We start from the raw sequence: 17,041 nt of genomic DNA on the forward strand, positions 1-17,041 counted from the left end.
CGCCCGCCGGCCGGTCTGGCCGCCGTAGCCGGGTTCGACGTCCTTGCGGAGCATCTGGTTGAGCGTGTCGGCCACGCCGGGCGGGATCGCCTCGGGGGTGCAGCGGTCACCGCCGACCAGCGGCTCGCCGTCCGGGCCGAGCACCGGCTCCCCCTCGCGGTCCAGCAGCGCGGTGACCGGGACGACCTCGCACCGGGTGCCCGAGGCGGCCAGCGTGGAGTACGCGCTGGCCAGGCCCAGCGGGCTGGTGGCCTCGGGCCCGAAGGCGAACGAACCGTTGTTCTCGTCGATCGTGCGCTGCGCCAGGCCGTCGGGGCCGTAGGCGTAGAGCCCCATCCGCTCGGCCATGCGCACCGGCTCCTCGACGCTGCCCAGCGCGTCCTCGAGCGCGAGGAAGTAGGTGTTCGAGGACTGGTAGAGCGCCGTCGTCAGGTCCAGCGAGGCCCGGTAGGTGCCGGAGTTGCGGACGTCGTAGAAGCCGCGGCCCTCCCGGTAGACGCGGGAGACGTACGGGCTCGGCGCGGTGAGCGTGTACCCGGTGGAGTAGCCGCGGGCCAGCGCCGCGGCGGCCACGAACACCTTGTAGGTCGACCCGGCGCCCCGGCTGGGCAGCGCGTTGAGGTTGACCGACTCCTGCCGGCGGTCGCCCTCGTCGTGGCCGAAGATGCGGTTGACGCTCATGGCCAGCAGGTGGCCGGTGCCCGGCTCGACCGCCGTGAAGGTGGCGGCCAGCGAGCTCTCCAGGGGCTGGTTGGCCAGCACGGCGGCGTCGCCGGCGCGCTGCAGGTCGGCGTCGAGCGTGGTCTGGACGACGTATCCGTTGCGCTCGAGGTCGTCCTGGGTGAGCCCGAGCCCCGGCGCGGCGCGGGGCCCGGGGCGAGGCCCAGCGGGGCGGCCGCGGCCTCGGCCTCCTGCTCCGGGCTGATGTAGCCCTGCTCGGCCATGCGGGCCAGCACCTGGTTGCGCCGGATGGTGGCGCCTTCGGGGTCGGTGAAGGGGTCGTGGTCCTGCGGGCTCTGCACCAGCCCGGCCAGCAGCGCGGCCTGGGGCAGGGTCAGCTCCGCCGCGTCGACGCCGAAGAACGCCCGGGCCGCCGGCTGCACGCCGTAGGCGTTCTGCCCGAAGTAGACGATGTTCAGGTAGCGGGTGAGCAGCTCGTCCTTGCTGTAGGTCGCCTCCATCGCCAGCGCCAGGCGGGCCTCGCGCAGCTTGCGGCCGAAGGTCTTCTCGACGGCGGCGTCGCGCTCGGCCTGGGTGCGCGCCGACTGCAGCAGGGTCTGCTTGACCAGCTGCTGGGTGAGGGTCGAGCCACCCTCCTCGACCTCGCCGGCGGCGATGTTGGTGACCAGGGCGCGGGCGGTGCCCTGCACGTCCAGCCCGCCGTGCTCGTAGAAGCGCGCATCCTCCACGGCGACCAGCGCCTGCCGCATGACCTCGGCGATCCGGTCGAACTCCACCGGCTCGCGGTTCTCCCGGTAGAAGGAGGTGATGACCTCGCCGTTGGCGGCCAGCACCACGGTGTTGCGGGCCGGCACCTCGACGGAGAACTCCTCCGGCGGGTCGCCGAGCAGCGCCGAGGAGCTGCGCGCGGCCAGCGCCGGCCCGCCCACCCAGGGCAGCAGGAGCCCGGCCACCAGCGCCCCGGCGAGCAGGACGGCGCACGCGAGCCTGAGCAGGGTGCGGCCCGTCCCCGTGCGCGACTCCATGACCCTCCTCCGGACGAATGGCCAGCTCAGCAGGGTCGCCCGCGCTGCACAACCACCCGCGCGGCGAGGTGCGCGACCGGAACCGCCCCGTCCGTCTCCCGGTCCCCGCCCGCCACACCCGGCGCTCCCGGCCCCGGTTCGCCCGCCCAGGGGTCACGGCGTTGGATGGGGGGCATGCCTGACTCGATGCTGGCCGGCCGGCTGGACGTCCGCACCCGTGAGTTCGCGGTGAAGGAGGTGCCCGTCCCCGTGCCCGGGCCCGGCGAGGTCCTGATCCAGGTCGCCGCGGCGGGGATCTGCCTCTCCGACGTCCACCTGATCGAGGGGCAGCTCTCCCCCCTCTTCCTCGCCGGTGACGAGGTGACGCTGGGCCACGAGGTCGCCGGCACCGTGGCCGTGCTCGGGGACGGGGTGACCGGCCTCGCCGAGGGCCGGCGGGTGCTGCTGCAGGCCGGCGAGGAGAAGGACGGCTGGATCCACACCCGCGGCGTCGACTACGACGGCGGCTGGGCGCAGTACGCCCTCGCTTCGGCGGAGACGGTGGTGCCGATCCCGGACGACCTGCCGTTCGAGCAGGCCTGCATCGTGCCCGACGCGGTGTCGACGCCGTGGGCCTCGATCGTGCGGACCGCGCAGGTGCGGGCCGCGCAGCCGGTCGGCGTCTGGGGCATCGGCGGGCTCGGCGCGCACGCGGTGCAGCTGCTGCGGCTGGCCGGGGCCGCCCCGATCGTCGCCGTCGACCCGGTGCCGGCCGCCCGGCACCGGGCGCTGGACTTCGGCGCGGACCTCGCACTGGACCCGTCCGAGGACATCGCCACCCGCGTCCGCGAGCTGACCGGCGGCGCCGGGCTGGCGTTCGCCTTCGACTTCGCCGGGGTCGCGCCGGTGCGCGAGCAGGCGGTCCGCTGCCTGGAGCGCGACGGCGCCCTGGTGCTGGTGGGTCTCACCGACCAGCCGCTGGAGATCCGGAACGGCACCCAGTTCAGCTACTTCGGCCAGCGGATCCTCGGTCACTACGGCTCCGAGCCCGCCCACGTGGTGGAGCTGGTGGACCTGGTGCGGCACGGCCGCCTGGACCTCTCCCGCTCCATCTCCGGCACGCTGCCGCTCACCGAGGCCGCCGACGGCGTGGAGCGGCTGGCGAACAAGGAGGGCGACCCCATCCGCCTGGTCATCACGCCATGACTCTGTCGTCCTCCGGACGACACCGCGGCCAGCGTGCCGTCCCCGGCCGCCGCTGAGCCGTCGGGACGCTGGGGGACGGGATTGCGGCTCAACCCGGGGACGGCTCGCGGATGAGCACCCGGACGGCGCGGAACTGCTCCGGCGTCGTCAGCAGCACCGCCTTCGTCGGGTCCCCCACGTCCAGGGCGGGGTCGCGGCGCAGGGCGGCCAGCGGGCGCAGCCGGGGGTCGGCCAGCACGTCGTCGGCCAGCCCCCGGTCGCCCCCCGTGAACAGCGCGGCCAGCCCACCGGCGTGCGGCAGCAGCACCCGGACGGCGGTCTCCACCGCGTGCCCGACGACGGCGTCGGCCTGGTTGGCCCGCCGCCGCGCGAACCGCTGCTGCGACCAGCCGCCGGCCGCGGTGCGGCCCTGCACCTGGCGGGCGTCGACCTTGGAGACCACCAGTTCCCCGCCGTCGAAGACGCCGACCGCCCACCGGCCACGGCGGACCAGCAGCACGCCGGCGCGTCGCGGCCGTCCCGCGGCGGCGGTGAAGCTGCCGAGCAGCGGCGGCTCGGGGGTCCAGCCGAAGGGGGCGCGCAGCACGACGGTGGTCGTGTCCGCGCAGGTGATCCGCAACCCGTCGTCGACCGGCTCGACCGCCGCGAAGGCGCCGTGCCGGGTGGCGACGCCGTCCAGCCACCGGCCCAGCCGCTCGGGGGCCACCCCGAGCTGCCGCCCGCCACCGGCAGCGGGCCGGGCGCGGGTCACCGGGACCGCAGCGTGAGCAGCCGGTCGAGCACGTCGCCCACCCGCAGGCCGTCGTGCTCGTGCTCGTTGGTGACCCAGGTGCGCACGTTCCCGACCTCCTCGGCGGTCTGCAGCGACAGGCCCGCGTCGACGTACATGTCGTCGAAGTAGACCGCGGCGTCGACCGGTACCTCGTTGGCGGCCAGCCGGGCGGGGTCGTACAGGACGGGGAACTCCTCGATCCCGGCGAGCGCGTGCGCGGCCGGGCCGAACGGCCGGAGCGAGGCGATCTCGTCGAACATCCAGGGGTAGACCATCTCCCCGGTGAACGGCAGCGGGCGGCGTCCGCCGTCGAACTCGGGCCCCCGCTCCGCCTGCGCCGCCCAGCCGACCGGGCCGGGGCCCTGCGCGTAGATGCTCTCGTGCAGCGTCGCGTAGAGCGGGTTCTCCCAGTAGGCGGTGCGCCGGGCGACCTGGTCGAGGAACGTGTCCGACAGCCCGCCGTCGTCGTCGAGCGCCTCCTCGAACAGCCAGTGCAGCTCCTCGGCGCCGTCGCGCGCACCCAGCGCCTGGCCGACGGTCTGCAGGCGCCGCACGGTGAGCCGGTCGCCGTCGGGCAGGGTGGCCGGCGCGGCGGACAGCCGGTCGGCGACGGCGGCGACCTGCGCGACGTCGCCGGGGTACCGCGCGTAGAACCGGCGGGTCTTCGCCGCGACGCGCGGGTAGGTGCGCCGGTAGACCTCCCGGGCGTCGGCGCGCAGACCCGCCAGCCCGCCGGTGACCAGGCAGCGCGCGAGCCCCTCCGGCGCCTGCGAGAGGTAGGTGAGGGTGACGAAGCCGCCGTAGCTCTGCCCCAGCGTGGTCCAGCGGCGCCCGCCGTACAGGGTGCGCCGGATGTGCTCGGCGTCGGCCACGATCGAGTCGGCGCGGAAGGCGAGGAGGTGGCGGGCGGCCGAGCCGGCGTCCGGGAAGCGGCTGATCCCGGCGCCGGTGACGCGGGAGCTGCGCCCGGTGCCGCGCTGGTCGAGCAGGACGACCCGGAAGTCGCGCAGCGCCCGCTCCACCCAGCCACCCCGGGTCGGCCGCGGGGACCTGCCCCCCGGGCCGCCCTGCAGGAAGAGCAGCAGCGGGAGGTCGTCGGCACGCCGATCGGGGTGGACCAGCTCGCGGACGAAGACCTCGAGGGTGCCGCCGTCGTCGGGGGCGCGCCAGTGCAGCGGCACGGTGACCGACCGCTCGCGCACGTGCGCCCCGGGGAGTGCGTACTGCTGCACGGGCCCGCCGCTCAGCGGGCCAGCGCCGGCTCGGCGGCGTGCTCGGCCGGCACGTGCAGCAGCCGCTGGTAGGAACCGACCACGACCGCGGCGATCCCCGCGGCGACGATCGCGACGACGAACGCCCGGTTCGCGCCGGCGACGTCGACGATCTTCCCCGCGACCGAGGCGCCCACGGCCACGCCCAGGCCGAGCGCGGTGCCGATCCAGGTGAACGCCTCCGTCACCGCCGACCGGGGGACGAGGAGCTCGGCCAGGGTGAAGGAGCTGATCAGGGAGGGCGAGACCGCGATCCCGGCGACGACCACGAACGGCACCATCAGCCAGACGCCGTCGATGAACAGCAGCGGGACGACGAGCGCGGTGAGCAGGACGAGGGCCCCGACAAGCCGCAGCCGCAGCGGCAGCCGCCAGTGGATGGCACCCCAGCCGATGCCGCTGGCCATCGACCCCACCGCCAGGCTGGCGATGAGCACGCCGGACAGCGCCATCGCGTCCCGCTCGTCGGCGAAGGCGACCAGGGCGATCTCGAGCGTGCCGAGGATGGCGCCCACGGCGGCCCCGACGACGAAGAGCACGCGCAGACCGTGCGTGCGGATCGCGGACGGCCCCTGCCGGCTCAGGTGCCCGTGCGGCTCGGGCTCGGTGCGGCGCTGGGCGGCGAACAGCAGGCTGCCGACGGCGGCGAGGGTGAACGCCGTCACCACGCCGGAGGTGGCGTGCCCGGTGGTCGAGAGGAACGTCACGAGCACCGGGCCGACGATGAAGACGAACTCGTCGACGACGGACTCCATCGACAGCGCCGTGTGCAGCCGGTGGCTGCCGCGCAGGAGGTGGGTCCACCGGACGCGGATCATCGAGGAGACCGGCGGGATGCACGCCCCGGCCAGCCCGGCGGACAGGAAGACGACCAGCAGCGGCCAGTCCTCCCGCACGGAGAAGAGGAAGACCACCCCGGAGAGCACGAACACGGCCAGCACCGGGAGCAGCACCCGCCGCTGGCCGTGGGTGTCGGCCCACCGCCCCAGCAACGGCCCGGCGGCCGCCGTCGTCACCGCGCCGGTCGCGGCCACGGCGCCGCCGAGACCGTAGGAGCCGGTCTCGGACGCGACCAGCAGGACCGAGCCCAGCCCGACCATCGAGAGGGGCAACCGTCCGATGAAGGCAGCGAGCACCATCGGCAGGGCGTGCGGCGTGCGCAGCACCTGCAGGTAGGGATTCGGCACGAGCGGGGTTGCCTCCGGGAACGGGAAGGGGCCCAGCCACGCTAACCGAACGTGGCCACTCGCGCCGCGACGGCGATCCGTGGCGCCGCACCCGCCCCGGCGATGACCAGGGTCCCTGATCGTGGAGCGTCCTCCCCCACCGCCCACCGCGAGGGAGGACACCCGGCGATCAGGTCACCCGATCGTGGCCAGGCAGCCGGGCGGACGCGCCAGGGCCCGGACCGCAGCCGCGATCCGGGCCCTGGCGACGTGCTGGAACGGGCCCCTGCAGGGCCCCGCCGCGAGCGTGCGAGTGGCGGGAGCAGGGGGCCTTCCCCTACGCGAGGCGGCTCTTGAGGATCTCCAGCTCGTCCCACATGGTGCTGGGCAGCTTCTCGCCGAACTTCTCGAACCACTCGGTGATCTGCGGGATCTCCTCGCGCCACTCCTCGGGCTTGACCGCGAGGGCCTGCTCGACCTGCTCGGTGGTCATGTCCAGGCCGGAGACGTCGAGCGAGTCCGGCGTGGGCACGTGGCCGATCGGCGTCTCGACGGCGGCCGCGGTGCCCTCGAGGCGCTCGATGACCCACTTGAGCACGCGGCTGTTCTCACCGAAGCCCGGCCACAGGAAACCGCCGTCGGCGTCCCGGCGGAACCAGTTGACGTAGAAGATCTTCGGCAGCTTGCTCGCATCGTGCATCTTGCCGGTCTCGACCCAGTGGCCGAAGTAGTCACCGGCGTTGTAGCCGATGAAGGGCAGCATGGCGAACGGGTCCCGGCGGACGACGCCGACCGCCCCGGTCGCCGCGGCGGTCGTCTCCGAGGAGAGCGTCGCGCCCATGAACACGCCGTGGTTCCAGTCCCGGGCCTCGGTGACCAGCGGGATCGTGGTCTTGCGGCGGCCGCCGAAGAGGATCGCCGAGATCGGCACGCCCTGGGGGTCCTCGTACTCCGGCGCCAGGATCGGGCACTGGGTGATCGGCGTGCAGAAACGGCTGTTCGGGTGGCTGGACAGCTCGTCGCTGTCCGGCGTCCAGTCCCGGCCCTTCCAGTCGGTGAGGTGCGCCGGCGGCTCGTCGGTCATGCCCTCCCACCAGACGTCGCCGTCGTCGGTGAGCGCGACGTTGGTGAACACCGAGTTGCCCTGGTCGATGGTGCGCATGGCGTTCGGGTTGGTGTCCCACCCGGTGCCCGGGGCGACGCCGAACAGGCCGTACTCGGGGTTGAGCGCGTACAGGCGGCCGTCCTCGCCGAAGCGCATCCAGGCGATGTCGTCGCCCAGGGTCTCGACCTTCCAGCCGGGGATGGTCGGCTCGAGCATCGCCAGGTTGGTCTTCCCGCAGGCGCTCGGGAAGGCGGCCGCGATGTAGTAGGTCTTCTGCTGCGGGTTGGTGAGCTTGAGGATCAGCATGTGCTCGGCCAGCCAGCCCTCGTCGCGCGCCATGACCGAGGCGATGCGCAGCGAGTAGCACTTCTTCCCCAGCAGCGCGTTGCCGCCGTAGCCGGAGCCGTAGGACCAGATGGCCCGCTCCTCGGGGAAGTGCACGATGTACTTCGTGTCGCTGCAGGGCCACGGCACGTCGGCCTGGCCGGGCTCCAGCGGGGCGCCGAGGGAGTGCATCGCCGGCACGAACGGCCGGTCGGAACCCATGGCCTCGAGGATGCGGCTGCCGATGCGGGCCATCACGCGCATGGAGACGACGACGTACTCGGAGTCGGTGAGCTCGACGCCGAACATCGGGTTCTCGGCCTCGACCGGGCCCATGCAGAACGGGATGACGTACATCGTCCGGCCGCGCATGCACCCCCGGTACAGCTCGGTCATGACCGACTTCATCTCGCCCGGGTCCATCCAGTTGTTGGTGGGACCCGCGTCGGCCTCGTCGACCGAGCAGATGAAGGTGCGGTCCTCGACGCGCGCGACGTCGCTGGGGTCGGAGGCGCACCAGAAGGAGTTGGGCTTCTTCTCCAGCGGCGTGAAGGTGCCCGCGTCCACCAGCTTCCGGGTGAGCCGCTCCCACTCCTCGTCGGTGCCGTCGACCCAGACCACCTGGTCCGGCGTCGTCAGCTCGGCCATCTCCCGCACCCAGGCGAGCAGCCGGGCGTGCGTCGTCGGGGCGTTCTCCAGACCTGGGGTGGCCACGGTGGTCACGGCGTCTCCATCCTCTGCGTCGCCGGTGCGGATCCCCGCTCCGACGGTGGTGCCCTGCGAGCCGCGGCCGGCGGAACGACCGCGGGAATCGGGTCAGGCTACAAGCGCGGACACGCGCCTGTAACCGAGACAAATGTTACGTATAGGACGTCTACCGCTCAGCCCGGAATAGTCTGGTAGAAGGCGGCGTTCGCCACACCTCGTGACCTCCTCCACCCTCCTCTCACCGTTCCGTCTCCGCGACGTCACGTTGCGCAACCGCCTCGCCGTCGCGCCGATGTGCCAGTACTCCGTCACCGATGGCTACGTCGGTGACTACCACCTCGTGCACCTCGGCCGGTTCGCGCTCGGCGGCTTCGGCCTGGTGGTCGTCGAGGCGACGGGGGTGACGCCGGAGGGCCGGATCAGCCACGGGGACGTCGGCCTGTGGTCCGACGACCACGTGCCGGGGCTCGCGCGGGTCGTGGAGTTCCTGCACGCCGAGGGGGCCGCGGCCGGCATCCAGCTGGCCCACGCCGGCGCCAAGGCCAGCAGCCGGCGCCCGTGGGAGGGGTCCGGGCCGGTGACCGAGGAGGACGCCCGCCCCGGCGAGGCGCCGTGGCCGACCGTCTCGGCGTCCGCCGTCCCCGCGGGGCCGGGGTGGCCGGTGCCCCACGCGCTCGCGGTCGAGGAGCTCGCCGAGGTGCGCGAGGCGTTCGCCGCCGCCGCCCGCCGGGCCGACGCCGCCGGCTTCGACGTCGTGGAGGTGCACGCCGCGCACGGCTACCTGCTGCACCAGTTCCTCTCCCCGCTGAGCAACGTGCGCGACGACGCGTACGGCGGCTCGCGGGAGGCTCGGATGCGCTTCCCGCTCGAGGTGGTCGACGCGGTGCGCGCCGCCTGGCCGGCGGGCAAGCCGCTGCTGGTGCGCGTCTCCGCCGTCGACGGCTCCGGGGAGGGGCTCACCGTCGAGGACACCGTCGCCTTCGCCCGCGAGCTGCGCGCCCGCGGGGTCGACGTCGTCGACGTCTCCGGCGGCGGCCTCGGCGGCGGGTGGGAGCACCCGATCGGCTACGGCTACCAGGTGCCCTACGCCGCGGCGATCCGCGAGCAGGCCGACGTCGCCACCATGGCCGTCGGGCTGGTGGTGGACGCCCGCCAGGCCGAGGCGATCGTCGCCGGCGGCGCGGCGGACCTGGTGGCGGTCGCCCGTGAAGCGCAGGACGACCCGAACTTCGCCGTGCACGCCGCCCGCGAGCTCACCGCCGCCTACGACGCCTACCCGGTGCAGGCGGGGCCGCGGCTGGCCTCCCGCGACCGCCTCCTGGGCCGGCTCGGCCCGTGGACCGGCCCCGACACGGTGCAGACGGAGGACCCCCGTTCCCCCCACCCGTCGCAAGCTCGGGGCGGGCCCCTGGACGGGGGCCGACGGGACTAGCCTGCGCGCCCGTAGGCGGGACCCACCTCGGCGGCGAAGGAGTCCCAGTCGCCGGGCACGGGCCGGCCGCTCACCTCGGAGTCGAACTTGTCGAGGTACCAGTGCCAGCCCATCGCGTGGTCGGTGACGTCGACGCCGGCGGCGAAGACCTGGACGAAGCGCAGGACGGTGCGGTCCCCCTCCGCGAACAGGTCCAGGTCGACCCGCCAGACGCCGGAGCCCTCCTGCTCCTGCTCCCACTGCACCACCAGCCGCCGCGGTGGGTCGCACTCGACGACGGTCATCGGCTCCCCCACCGGCTCGTCCTCGTGGGTCATCGTGAAGGTGCCCGACCCGCCGGGGCGCCGCTCGCCGTCGTAGGTGCCGATCCAGCGCGCCAGGCGGTCGGGCTCGGTGAGCGCGGCCCAGACGTCCTCGATCGGGTCGGGCCAGCTGCGGCGGAACTCCAGCCGCCGCCGGCCGTCGGCCTCGGTGGTGACGGTGCCCCGCCGGGCCTCCAGGTTCGCGTCCTCGGTGCGCGGGTTCATCCCGGTCCTCCCTGTCTGCGCGCCCGCCTGCCGCGGGCGATCTCGGTGTCGAGGGCGTCGAGCCGCTGCGCCCAGAGGTCGCGGTAGGGCTCCAGCCAGTCGTCGATCTCCCGCAGCGGCCGCGGGTCGAGCGAGTAGCGGCGCTCGCGCCCGTCGGCGCGCACGCGCACCAGCCCGGCCTCGCGCAGCACGCGCAGGTGCCGGCTGATCGCCGGACGGCTGACCGGGAACGGCGCCGCCAGCTCGCCCGCCGTCCGCTCCCCGGCCGCGAGCAGCCCGACCAGCTCCCGCCGGATCGGGTCCGCCAGCGCCTGCAACGCCTCCACGTGTCATGCGTAACACATCAGTTACGCATTGGTCGAGGGGTTGACCCGCGGCACCCCGGGAAAGGAGCCGTCCATGACCGTCACCGATCCGGACACCCCCGACCCGCTCAACGACCCCCGCACGCTGCAGGCCGACCCGGGGGCCTACGGCGAGGGCGCCGACCTCGCCTCGGCCGAGGACGACCCCTCGGCGACGGGCGAGGACGAGCTGCCCACCAGCGGGAACCTGCAGGACGAGGCGGGCGGCAGCGACGTCACCGGCGGGGCCTTCGGGGAGAACCCGCCGGCCTGACCGTGTGACGGATCGGTTCCCCTCGGGTAAGCCGGGCGCGTCCCACCCACCTGAACCGAGGAGGACCGATGGCCACCGGTGAGACCGGCTTCGAGGACGTCTTCTACGACCTCGTCTCCGTCCAGTACCACTCGCTCAAGGCCGGGCACGACTACGGCCAGTACGTCCGGGACGCCGAGAACGCGGGCCTGGACGACGTCGCGGCGTTCTTCCGCGAGGTCATGGAGCAGGACTCCCAGCGCGCCAAGCGCTGCCACGAGTTCCTCGGCCGCCTCCAGGGCACCTCGCAGGGCGGGCCGGCCACCCGGTAACCGGGGCAGGATGCGGTCGTGATCTCGACCGCGCTCACCCGCCGCTTCGCCCTCGCCACGCCGGTCGTCGGAGCACCGATGGCCGGTGTGGCCGGGGGTGCGCTCGCGCGGGCGGTGTCGCTCGGCGGCGGGCTCGGCATGATCGGCGTCGGCAGCGCGACACCCACGTCCTTCGTCGTCGAGCAGTGCGCCGTCCCGCGCGGCGACGGGCTGCCGTTCGGCGTCGGGCTGATGGCCTGGGCGCTGCCCGGCCGGCCCGACCTGCTCGAGGCGACCATCCAGGCGGCGCCCGACCTCGTCTCGGTCTCCTTCGGCGACCCGGCGCCCTGGGTGCCGCGCCTGCACGACGCCGGGATCGCCGTCGCCTCGCAGGTGAACACGGTGGCCGACCTGCACCGGGCGCTGGCCGCCGGAGTCGACCTCGTGGTGGCGCAGGGCAGCGAGGCCGGCGGGCACACCGGGCAGCGGGCCACCCTCCCCCTGCTGCAGGAGGTGCTCGCGCTGACCGACCGGCCGGTCCTGGCCGCCGGCGGTGTCGCGACCGGCGCGGGGATGGCCGCCGCCCTGGCCGCGGGCGCGGCGGGCGTCTGGATCGGCACCCCGCTGCTGTCCTGCCCGGAGGGCCTCAACTCCCCTGCCGCCCGGGAGCGGGTGCGCGCGGCGGCCGGCGAGGAGACCGTGCTGACCCGGGCCTTCGACGTCGCCCAAGGCATCCCGTGGCCGGAGCGGTGGCCCGGCCGCGCGCTGGTCAACGACTTCTCCCGCACCTGGCACGGGCGCGAGGCCGAGCTGGCGCACGACGCCGGCGCCCGTCAGCTCGTGGTGGACGGCCGGCGCACCGGGGACCCGGCGAGCGCGCCGGTCTACGCCGGGGAGTCGGTCGGGCTGGTCACCGCGGAGCGCTCGGCCACCGAGGTCGTGCGGGAACTGGACGCCGCGGCCGAGCAGGCGCTGCGTGCAGTGGCGGGGCTGCTGGACCGACCGCCGGCCCCGTGAGCATCGTCCAGTCGTCGACCCCCGGGCCCCGGCGAGAGGCCGGGAACCGCACACCCGCGCAGCGGTACCGGGTCAGACGGTGCAGCTGTCGTCGGTGCAGCCGTCGGCCGGCGGCACCGTGACCAGCGGGTTGGCGTCGGCCCAGGCGCGCTCGAGGACCTGCAGCAGCAGCTCGGCCGGCTGGGCGCCCGCGGCGCCGTACTTCCGGTCCACGACGAAGAAGGGGACCCCGGTGGCGCCGAGCGACTGCGCGGTGGCGCTGTCCTGGCGGACGGCGGACAGGTAGCGCCGGTCGGCCAACGCCGCCCGGATCTCGGCCTCGTCGAGGCCGACCTGGACGCCCAGCGGGACGAGCGAGTCGACGTCGAAGACCGGGCGCCCCTCCTCGAAGTAGGCGTGCAGCAGCAGCTCCTTGAGCTGGTTGCGCCTGCCGTGCTCGGCGGCCAGGTGCAGCAGCTCGTGCGCGAGCAGGGTGTTGCCGCTGACGGCGTCGGCCAGGTGGTACTCCAGGCCTTCACCGGCGGCGACCTGCTCGACCTGCGTCATGTTCTGGCGCATCTGCTCGACGCTCGTGCCGTACTTGCGGGCGAGCGCCGGCAGCGTCGGGTGCGTCTCGCCCTCGGGCGCGGTGGGGTCGAGCTGGAAGGACCGCCAGACCACCTCGACCTGGTCACGGTGGGGGAACCGCTCGAGCGCGGCCTCCAGCCGGCGCTTGCCGATGTAGCACCACGGGCACACGACGTCGGACCAGACCTCTACCTGCATACCCGGCCCAACGTCGCCGCCCGCTCGGAACTTCCTGCTCAGCGCACGCCGACGAGGTCGACGACGAAGACGAGCGTCGCGCCCGGCTTGATGACGCCACCGGCACCGCGGTCGCCGTAGGCCTTGTGCGCCGGGATGGTCAGCCGGCGGCGGCCGCCGACCTTCATGCCGACGATGCCCTCGTCCCAGCCCTGGATGACCATGCCGACACCGACCCGGAACTCCAGTGGGTCGCCGCGGTCCCAGGAGGCGTCGAACTGCTCGCCGCCCTCGTGCGTGACGCCCACGTAGTGGGCGCTGACCAGGTCACCGGCCTTGGCCTCCTCGCCGTCACCCACGACGAGGTCCTCGACCACCAGGTCGTCGGGGGCCGGCCCGGTCGGCGGCTCGACCTCGGGTCGGGTCAGCTCAGCCACGGTTCTCCCTCCCGCGCCGGGGCGGTCCCGGCGCCGTCGTCCCCCATCCAAGCAGCGCTCGGCGGCTCCGGCTCGGGCCGGCGGACGTCGAGCGGGTGGGCGATCTCGTCGGCGGGCAGCCGCGCGGCCCAGATGGCGACGACGGCGAACACCGGCGGGGCCAGGCCTGCGACCAGGAAGGCCCCCGACCGCCCGACCAGCTCGCTGAGCGGCCCGGCGAGCGCCATCGACAGCGGCATGAGGCTCAGCGAGACGAAGAAGTCGAGGCTGGACACGCGGCCGAGGAGGGCCGGCGGAACCCGGCGCTGCAGCAGCGTCCCCCAGATGACCATGCCCGCCTGGAAGGTCGCCCCCACGGCCGCGGCGGCGACGAGCATGACCCCGAGGTCGGTGGTGAACCCGAAGACGACCATCGGCACGCAGCCCACGCCCCACAGCAGGTTCATCACCGTGAGGTAGCGGCGCGGCAGCCGCCAGGAGGCGACCAGCAGCGAACCGAGCGCACCGCCCAGCCCGAAGGCGGCCAGCACCCACGCGTGCTGGCTCGCGCCGCCGCCGGCGTCCTCGATCGCGAACGGGACGAGCACCTCGAACGGCCCGATGAAGGCCAGCAGCATGAACGCGGCGAACAGCAGCGTGGCCAGCAGCCACGGCGTCGCGACGACGTAGCGGACCCCCTCGCGGACGTCGGCGACCAGGCCCGGCGGCGGCGCGCCGTCGGCGTGCTCGCGGCGCACCGGGGTCAGCGGCAGCGCGAGCAGGAAGCCGGCCGCGAGGAAGGCCGCCACGGCGGTGCCGGCCATCGCCGCGCCCGGGGACCAGGCGGCGACGAGGAACCCGGCGACCGCCGGCCCCGCCGCCTGACCGAGCACTGGGCGCACCGCCCCCTCGAGCCCGTTGACCGCCAGCAGGTCGCCCTCCGGGACGAGCGCCGGCACCAGCGCCGAGTACGCCGGGTAGAACAGCCCCAGCGCCGCGCCGTCGACCAGGGCGACGAGGGCCAGCTGCCACAGGTCCAGGACGCCGGTGAGCGAGAGGGCGGCGGCCACGGCCGTCGCGCCACCCTGGAGCAGCGCCACGAGCAGCAGCAGGTGGCGCTGGGGCACCCGGTCGGCCAGCGCCCCGCCGAGCAGGGTCATCACCAGCATCCCGCCGGAGCTCAGCGCCGCGACGAGCGACAGCGCGCCCGGTCCGCCGTCGAGCGCGACGACCTGCCAGACCATCGCGATCGCCCACAGCCCCTGGGTGAGCAGCGAGAGCGCCATGGCCGCCGCGAGCAGCCGGTAGGAGCGGTGCCGCAACGGCGCCAGGGCGCGTGGCAGCGTCATCGAACTCCTCCGTCGGTGGTGGGCGCGCCCATCGTGGGCCACGGGTACGACAGGACGCACGCCGTTTCCCCGACGGCGGAACCGGGGCGGTCCCGGTGGTCGGTGGCCGCCGCTACCGTCCGCGCCATGATCGACCACCTGGGGCTGCAGTGCGCCGACGCCGAGGCGGCGGCGGCCTTCTACCAGCACGTCTTCGCCGCCTGCGGCGTCCGCGAGGCGATGCGCATCGACACCCCGCTCGGGCCCGTGATCGGGCTCTGCGGGCCCGGCGGGCAGCCGCAGCTGTGGACGAGCCCGGCCGAGGACACCGGCCACCGCCCGGTGCACCTGGCCCTGGCGGCGCCGTCCCGCGAGGCCGTCGACGCGGTCTTCGCCGCCGCGCGCGAGGCGGGGGCGGAGATCCTGCACGAGCCGCGGGTGTGGCCCGAGTACCACCCGGGCTACTACGGCGTCTTCCTGCGCGACCCCGACGGCAACAACGTGGAGGCGGTGCACCACGGGGCGCCGCCGTCCTGACCGTGCGCCGCGCCGCGCGGCGTGCTGGGCTGGGCACATGCCTGCCGAGCAACCCCCGTGGTGGTCCCGTGCCGTCGTCTACCAGGTCTACCCGCGCTCGTTCATGGACTCCGACGGCGACGGGATCGGCGACCTCGGCGGCGTGCTGCTGCACCTGGACCACCTCGCCGACCTCGGCGTCGACGTCCTGTGGCTCTCGCCGGTCTACCCCTCACCCCAGGCCGACAACGGCTACGACATCAGCGACTACCAGGACATCGACCCGCTGTTCGGCTCGCTGGAACAGCTCGACGAGCTGATCGCGGCGCTGCACGCCCGCGGCATGAAGCTGGTCATGGACCTGGTGGTCAACCACACCAGCGACCAGCACCCGTGGTTCCGCGAGGCCCGGTCCTCGACGGACGACCCCAAGCGCGACTGGTACTGGTGGCGCCCGCCGCGCCAGGGGATGGCGCCCGGCGCCCCCGGCGCGGAGCCGACGAACTGGCAGTCGTTCTTCTCCGGGCCGGTCTGGGAGCTCGACGAGGCCAGCGGCGAGTACTACCTGCACCTGTTCGACCGCCGCCAGCCCGACCTGAACTGGGAGAACCCCGAGGTCCGGCACGCGGTCCACGAGATGATGCGCTGGTGGCTGGACCGCGGGGTCGACGGCTTCCGCATGGACGTCATCAACATGATCAGCAAGGACGTCGGCCCGGACGGGCAGCTGCACGACGGCCCGCCGCTGCCCGGCTCGTCGCTGGGTGACGGCTCGGCGTCCTACCTGTGCGGCCCGCGCATCCACGAGTTCCTGCAGGAGATGCACCGCGAGGTCTTCGCCGGCCATCCCGAGCAGCTGCTGCTCGTGGGGGAGATGCCGGGCGTGACGGTGGAGCAGGCGCGGCTGTTCACCGATCCGGCGCGCGCCGAGGTGGACATGGTGTTCCAGTTCGAGCACGTGGGCCTGGACCACGGCACCTCGAAGTGGGACGTCCACCCGTTGCGGCTGCGCGACCTCAAGGCGTCGTTCGGGCGCTGGCAGGCCGGCCTCGCCGATGTCGGCTGGAACTCCCTCTACTGGGACAACCACGACCAGCCGCGTGCCGTCTCCCGCTTCGGCGACGACTCGCCCCGGTACCGGCGCGACTCGGCCACCTGCCTGGCCACGCTGCTGCACCTGCACCGGGGGACGCCCTACGTCTACCAGGGCGAGGAGATCGGGATGGCCAACTACCCGTTCACGTCGCTGGAGGAGTTCGCCGACGTCGAGTCGCTCAACCACCACGTGCACGCCGTCTCGGCCGGCCACGACCCGGCGGAGGTGCTGGCGGCGCTGCGGTACATGAGCCGCGACAACGCCCGCACGCCGGTGCAGTGGGACGCCTCGGCGAACGCCGGGTTCACCACCGGGACGCCGTGGCTGGCGGTCAACCCCGACCACGTGGAGTGGAACGCCGCCGCCCAGCGGGACGACGAGCACTCGGTGCTGGCCCACTACCGGCGGCTGATCGCGCTGCGGCACACCGACGACGTCGTGGCGCTGGGCGACTTCACCATGCTGCTGCCCGACCACGAGGAGGTGTACGCGTTCACCCGCTCGCTGGCGGGCAGGGAGCTGCTCGTCGTCTGCAACGTCTCGCGGACGCCGTACCGGCTGGCCGAGCTGCTGCCCGAGGCCCCGGCCGCGGAGCTGGTGCTGGGCAACCTTCCCGACGACGACCCCGCCGAGCTGCGCCCCTGGGAGGCCCGCGTCCTGCGCCTGCCGTGACGCGCCTCTCCGGTCCGCGGCGGTGACCCGAGGCGGGCAACCCGACCCCGCCGATGTCCTCCCTCGGGACGACGCATCGACGGCCGCCCGGACGGCCGGACCGACGGGCCTCCTTACGCTGTACGGGTCGCTCCCCCCGCGGACAGGT

Annotated in this window: 18 protein-coding genes; 7 read left to right on the top strand and 11 right to left on the bottom strand. The window is 74.4% G+C overall.

All coding sequences use genetic code 11. The annotated features are described in order from the left end of the window. Both E9565_RS11445 and E9565_RS11450 read right to left on the bottom strand, forming a co-directional pair. On the bottom strand, positions 1 to 762 hold a 762-nt coding region (locus E9565_RS11445), incomplete at its 3' end, for a penicillin-binding transpeptidase domain-containing protein (RefSeq protein WP_308196118.1). Further along, positions 678 to 1,706 carry a transglycosylase domain-containing protein gene (locus tag E9565_RS11450; protein WP_236835138.1) on the bottom strand — a complete coding sequence of 343 codons (1,029 nt, stop codon included), beginning with the start codon at positions 1,704 to 1,706 and terminating at the stop codon, positions 678 to 680. The genes E9565_RS11450 and E9565_RS11445, both read right to left, overlap by 85 nt. Positions 1,707 to 1,880: 174 nt before the next feature. Here E9565_RS11450 and E9565_RS11455 point away from each other — a divergent pair, with 174 nt between their 5' ends. Continuing rightward, positions 1,881 to 2,891, top strand: coding sequence for a zinc-binding dehydrogenase (locus tag E9565_RS11455; RefSeq protein WP_236827052.1), 1,011 nt, complete (start codon positions 1,881 to 1,883; stop codon positions 2,889 to 2,891). An 88-nt stretch (positions 2,892 to 2,979) separates the two neighbouring features. On the opposite strand, the gene E9565_RS11460 is transcribed toward E9565_RS11455, so the two are convergent. From E9565_RS11460 to E9565_RS11475, 4 genes are all read right to left on the bottom strand, one after another. Continuing rightward, a complete protein-coding gene (locus E9565_RS11460; protein ID WP_236835140.1) occupies positions 2,980 to 3,642 on the bottom strand; it encodes an acVLRF1 family peptidyl-tRNA hydrolase in 663 nt (220 codons plus the stop codon). Further along, positions 3,639 to 4,895 (bottom strand): alpha/beta fold hydrolase, encoded by a 1,257-nt coding sequence (locus E9565_RS11465; RefSeq protein ID WP_236827054.1) that lies wholly within the window; start codon positions 4,893 to 4,895, stop codon positions 3,639 to 3,641. The genes E9565_RS11460 and E9565_RS11465 overlap by 4 nt, the downstream gene beginning before the upstream one ends. Before the next feature lie 11 nt (positions 4,896 to 4,906). After that, the gene (locus E9565_RS11470; protein WP_236827055.1) at positions 4,907 to 6,121 is read right to left on the bottom strand and encodes an MFS transporter; all 1,215 of its coding nucleotides are present in this window, start codon (positions 6,119 to 6,121) and stop codon (positions 4,907 to 4,909) included. Positions 6,122 to 6,437: 316 nt separating this feature from the next. Continuing rightward, complete coding sequence (locus E9565_RS11475; protein WP_236827056.1) at positions 6,438 to 8,252, bottom strand: phosphoenolpyruvate carboxykinase (GTP); 1,815 nt, start codon at positions 8,250 to 8,252, stop codon at positions 6,438 to 6,440. A 202-nt stretch (positions 8,253 to 8,454) separates the two neighbouring features. Between E9565_RS11475 and E9565_RS11480 the strand changes: the two genes are divergently transcribed. Further along, positions 8,455 to 9,669, top strand: coding sequence for an NADH:flavin oxidoreductase/NADH oxidase (locus E9565_RS11480; protein WP_236835142.1), 1,215 nt, complete (start codon positions 8,455 to 8,457; stop codon positions 9,667 to 9,669). Here the strand turns inward: E9565_RS11480 and E9565_RS11485 are convergent. Both E9565_RS11485 and E9565_RS11490 read right to left on the bottom strand, forming a co-directional pair. After that, entirely contained in the window at positions 9,666 to 10,196 is a 531-nt protein-coding gene (locus tag E9565_RS11485) for an SRPBCC family protein (RefSeq protein WP_236835144.1), read from the bottom strand. The genes E9565_RS11480 and E9565_RS11485 overlap by 4 nt on opposite strands. Continuing rightward, positions 10,193 to 10,522 carry a helix-turn-helix transcriptional regulator gene (locus E9565_RS11490; protein ID WP_236827059.1) on the bottom strand — a complete coding sequence of 110 codons (330 nt, stop codon included), beginning with the start codon at positions 10,520 to 10,522 and terminating at the stop codon, positions 10,193 to 10,195. The genes E9565_RS11485 and E9565_RS11490 overlap by 4 nt, the downstream gene beginning before the upstream one ends. Positions 10,523 to 10,595: 73 nt before the next feature. Here E9565_RS11490 and E9565_RS11495 point away from each other — a divergent pair, with 73 nt between their 5' ends. The 3 genes from E9565_RS11495 (at position 10,596) to E9565_RS11505 (ending at position 12,121) form a co-directional block, all read left to right on the top strand. Beyond that, on the top strand, positions 10,596 to 10,814 hold the full coding sequence (locus E9565_RS11495) for a hypothetical protein (protein WP_236827060.1): 219 nt from the start codon (positions 10,596 to 10,598) through the stop codon (positions 10,812 to 10,814). A gap of 68 nt (positions 10,815 to 10,882) precedes the next feature. Further along, positions 10,883 to 11,125, top strand: coding sequence for an acyl carrier protein (locus E9565_RS11500; protein ID WP_236827061.1), 243 nt, complete (start codon positions 10,883 to 10,885; stop codon positions 11,123 to 11,125). A gap of 18 nt (positions 11,126 to 11,143) precedes the next feature. Beyond that, entirely contained in the window at positions 11,144 to 12,121 is a 978-nt protein-coding gene (locus tag E9565_RS11505; protein WP_236827062.1) for a nitronate monooxygenase family protein, read from the top strand. Between the two features lie 72 nt (positions 12,122 to 12,193). Here E9565_RS11505 and E9565_RS11510 read toward each other — a convergent pair whose 3' ends face one another. From E9565_RS11510 to E9565_RS11520, 3 genes are read right to left on the bottom strand one after another with little or no spacing between them, the layout of a single operon-like run. Then, positions 12,194 to 12,886, bottom strand: coding sequence for a DsbA family oxidoreductase (locus E9565_RS11510; RefSeq protein ID WP_236827063.1), 693 nt, complete (start codon positions 12,884 to 12,886; stop codon positions 12,194 to 12,196). A gap of 38 nt (positions 12,887 to 12,924) precedes the next feature. Continuing rightward, positions 12,925 to 13,302, bottom strand: coding sequence for an FKBP-type peptidyl-prolyl cis-trans isomerase (locus tag E9565_RS11515; RefSeq protein WP_308113131.1), 378 nt, complete (start codon positions 13,300 to 13,302; stop codon positions 12,925 to 12,927). Continuing rightward, complete coding sequence (locus E9565_RS11520) at positions 13,290 to 14,630, bottom strand: MFS transporter (protein ID WP_236827064.1); 1,341 nt, start codon at positions 14,628 to 14,630, stop codon at positions 13,290 to 13,292. The genes E9565_RS11515 and E9565_RS11520 overlap by 13 nt, the downstream gene beginning before the upstream one ends. A 126-nt stretch (positions 14,631 to 14,756) precedes the next feature. On the opposite strand from E9565_RS11520, the gene E9565_RS11525 reads away from it, so the two are divergent. Further along, positions 14,757 to 15,146 carry a VOC family protein gene (locus E9565_RS11525; RefSeq protein ID WP_236835146.1) on the top strand — a complete coding sequence of 130 codons (390 nt, stop codon included), beginning with the start codon at positions 14,757 to 14,759 and terminating at the stop codon, positions 15,144 to 15,146. 37 nt (positions 15,147 to 15,183) lie between these two features. Then, a complete protein-coding gene (locus E9565_RS11530) occupies positions 15,184 to 16,893 on the top strand; it encodes an alpha-glucosidase (RefSeq protein ID WP_236835148.1) in 1,710 nt (569 codons plus the stop codon). Positions 16,894 to 17,041 lie beyond the last annotated feature (148 nt).

It is taken from the genome of Blastococcus sp. KM273129 (assembly GCF_021698995.1).
GTDB lineage: Bacteria > Actinomycetota > Actinomycetes > Mycobacteriales > Geodermatophilaceae > Blastococcus.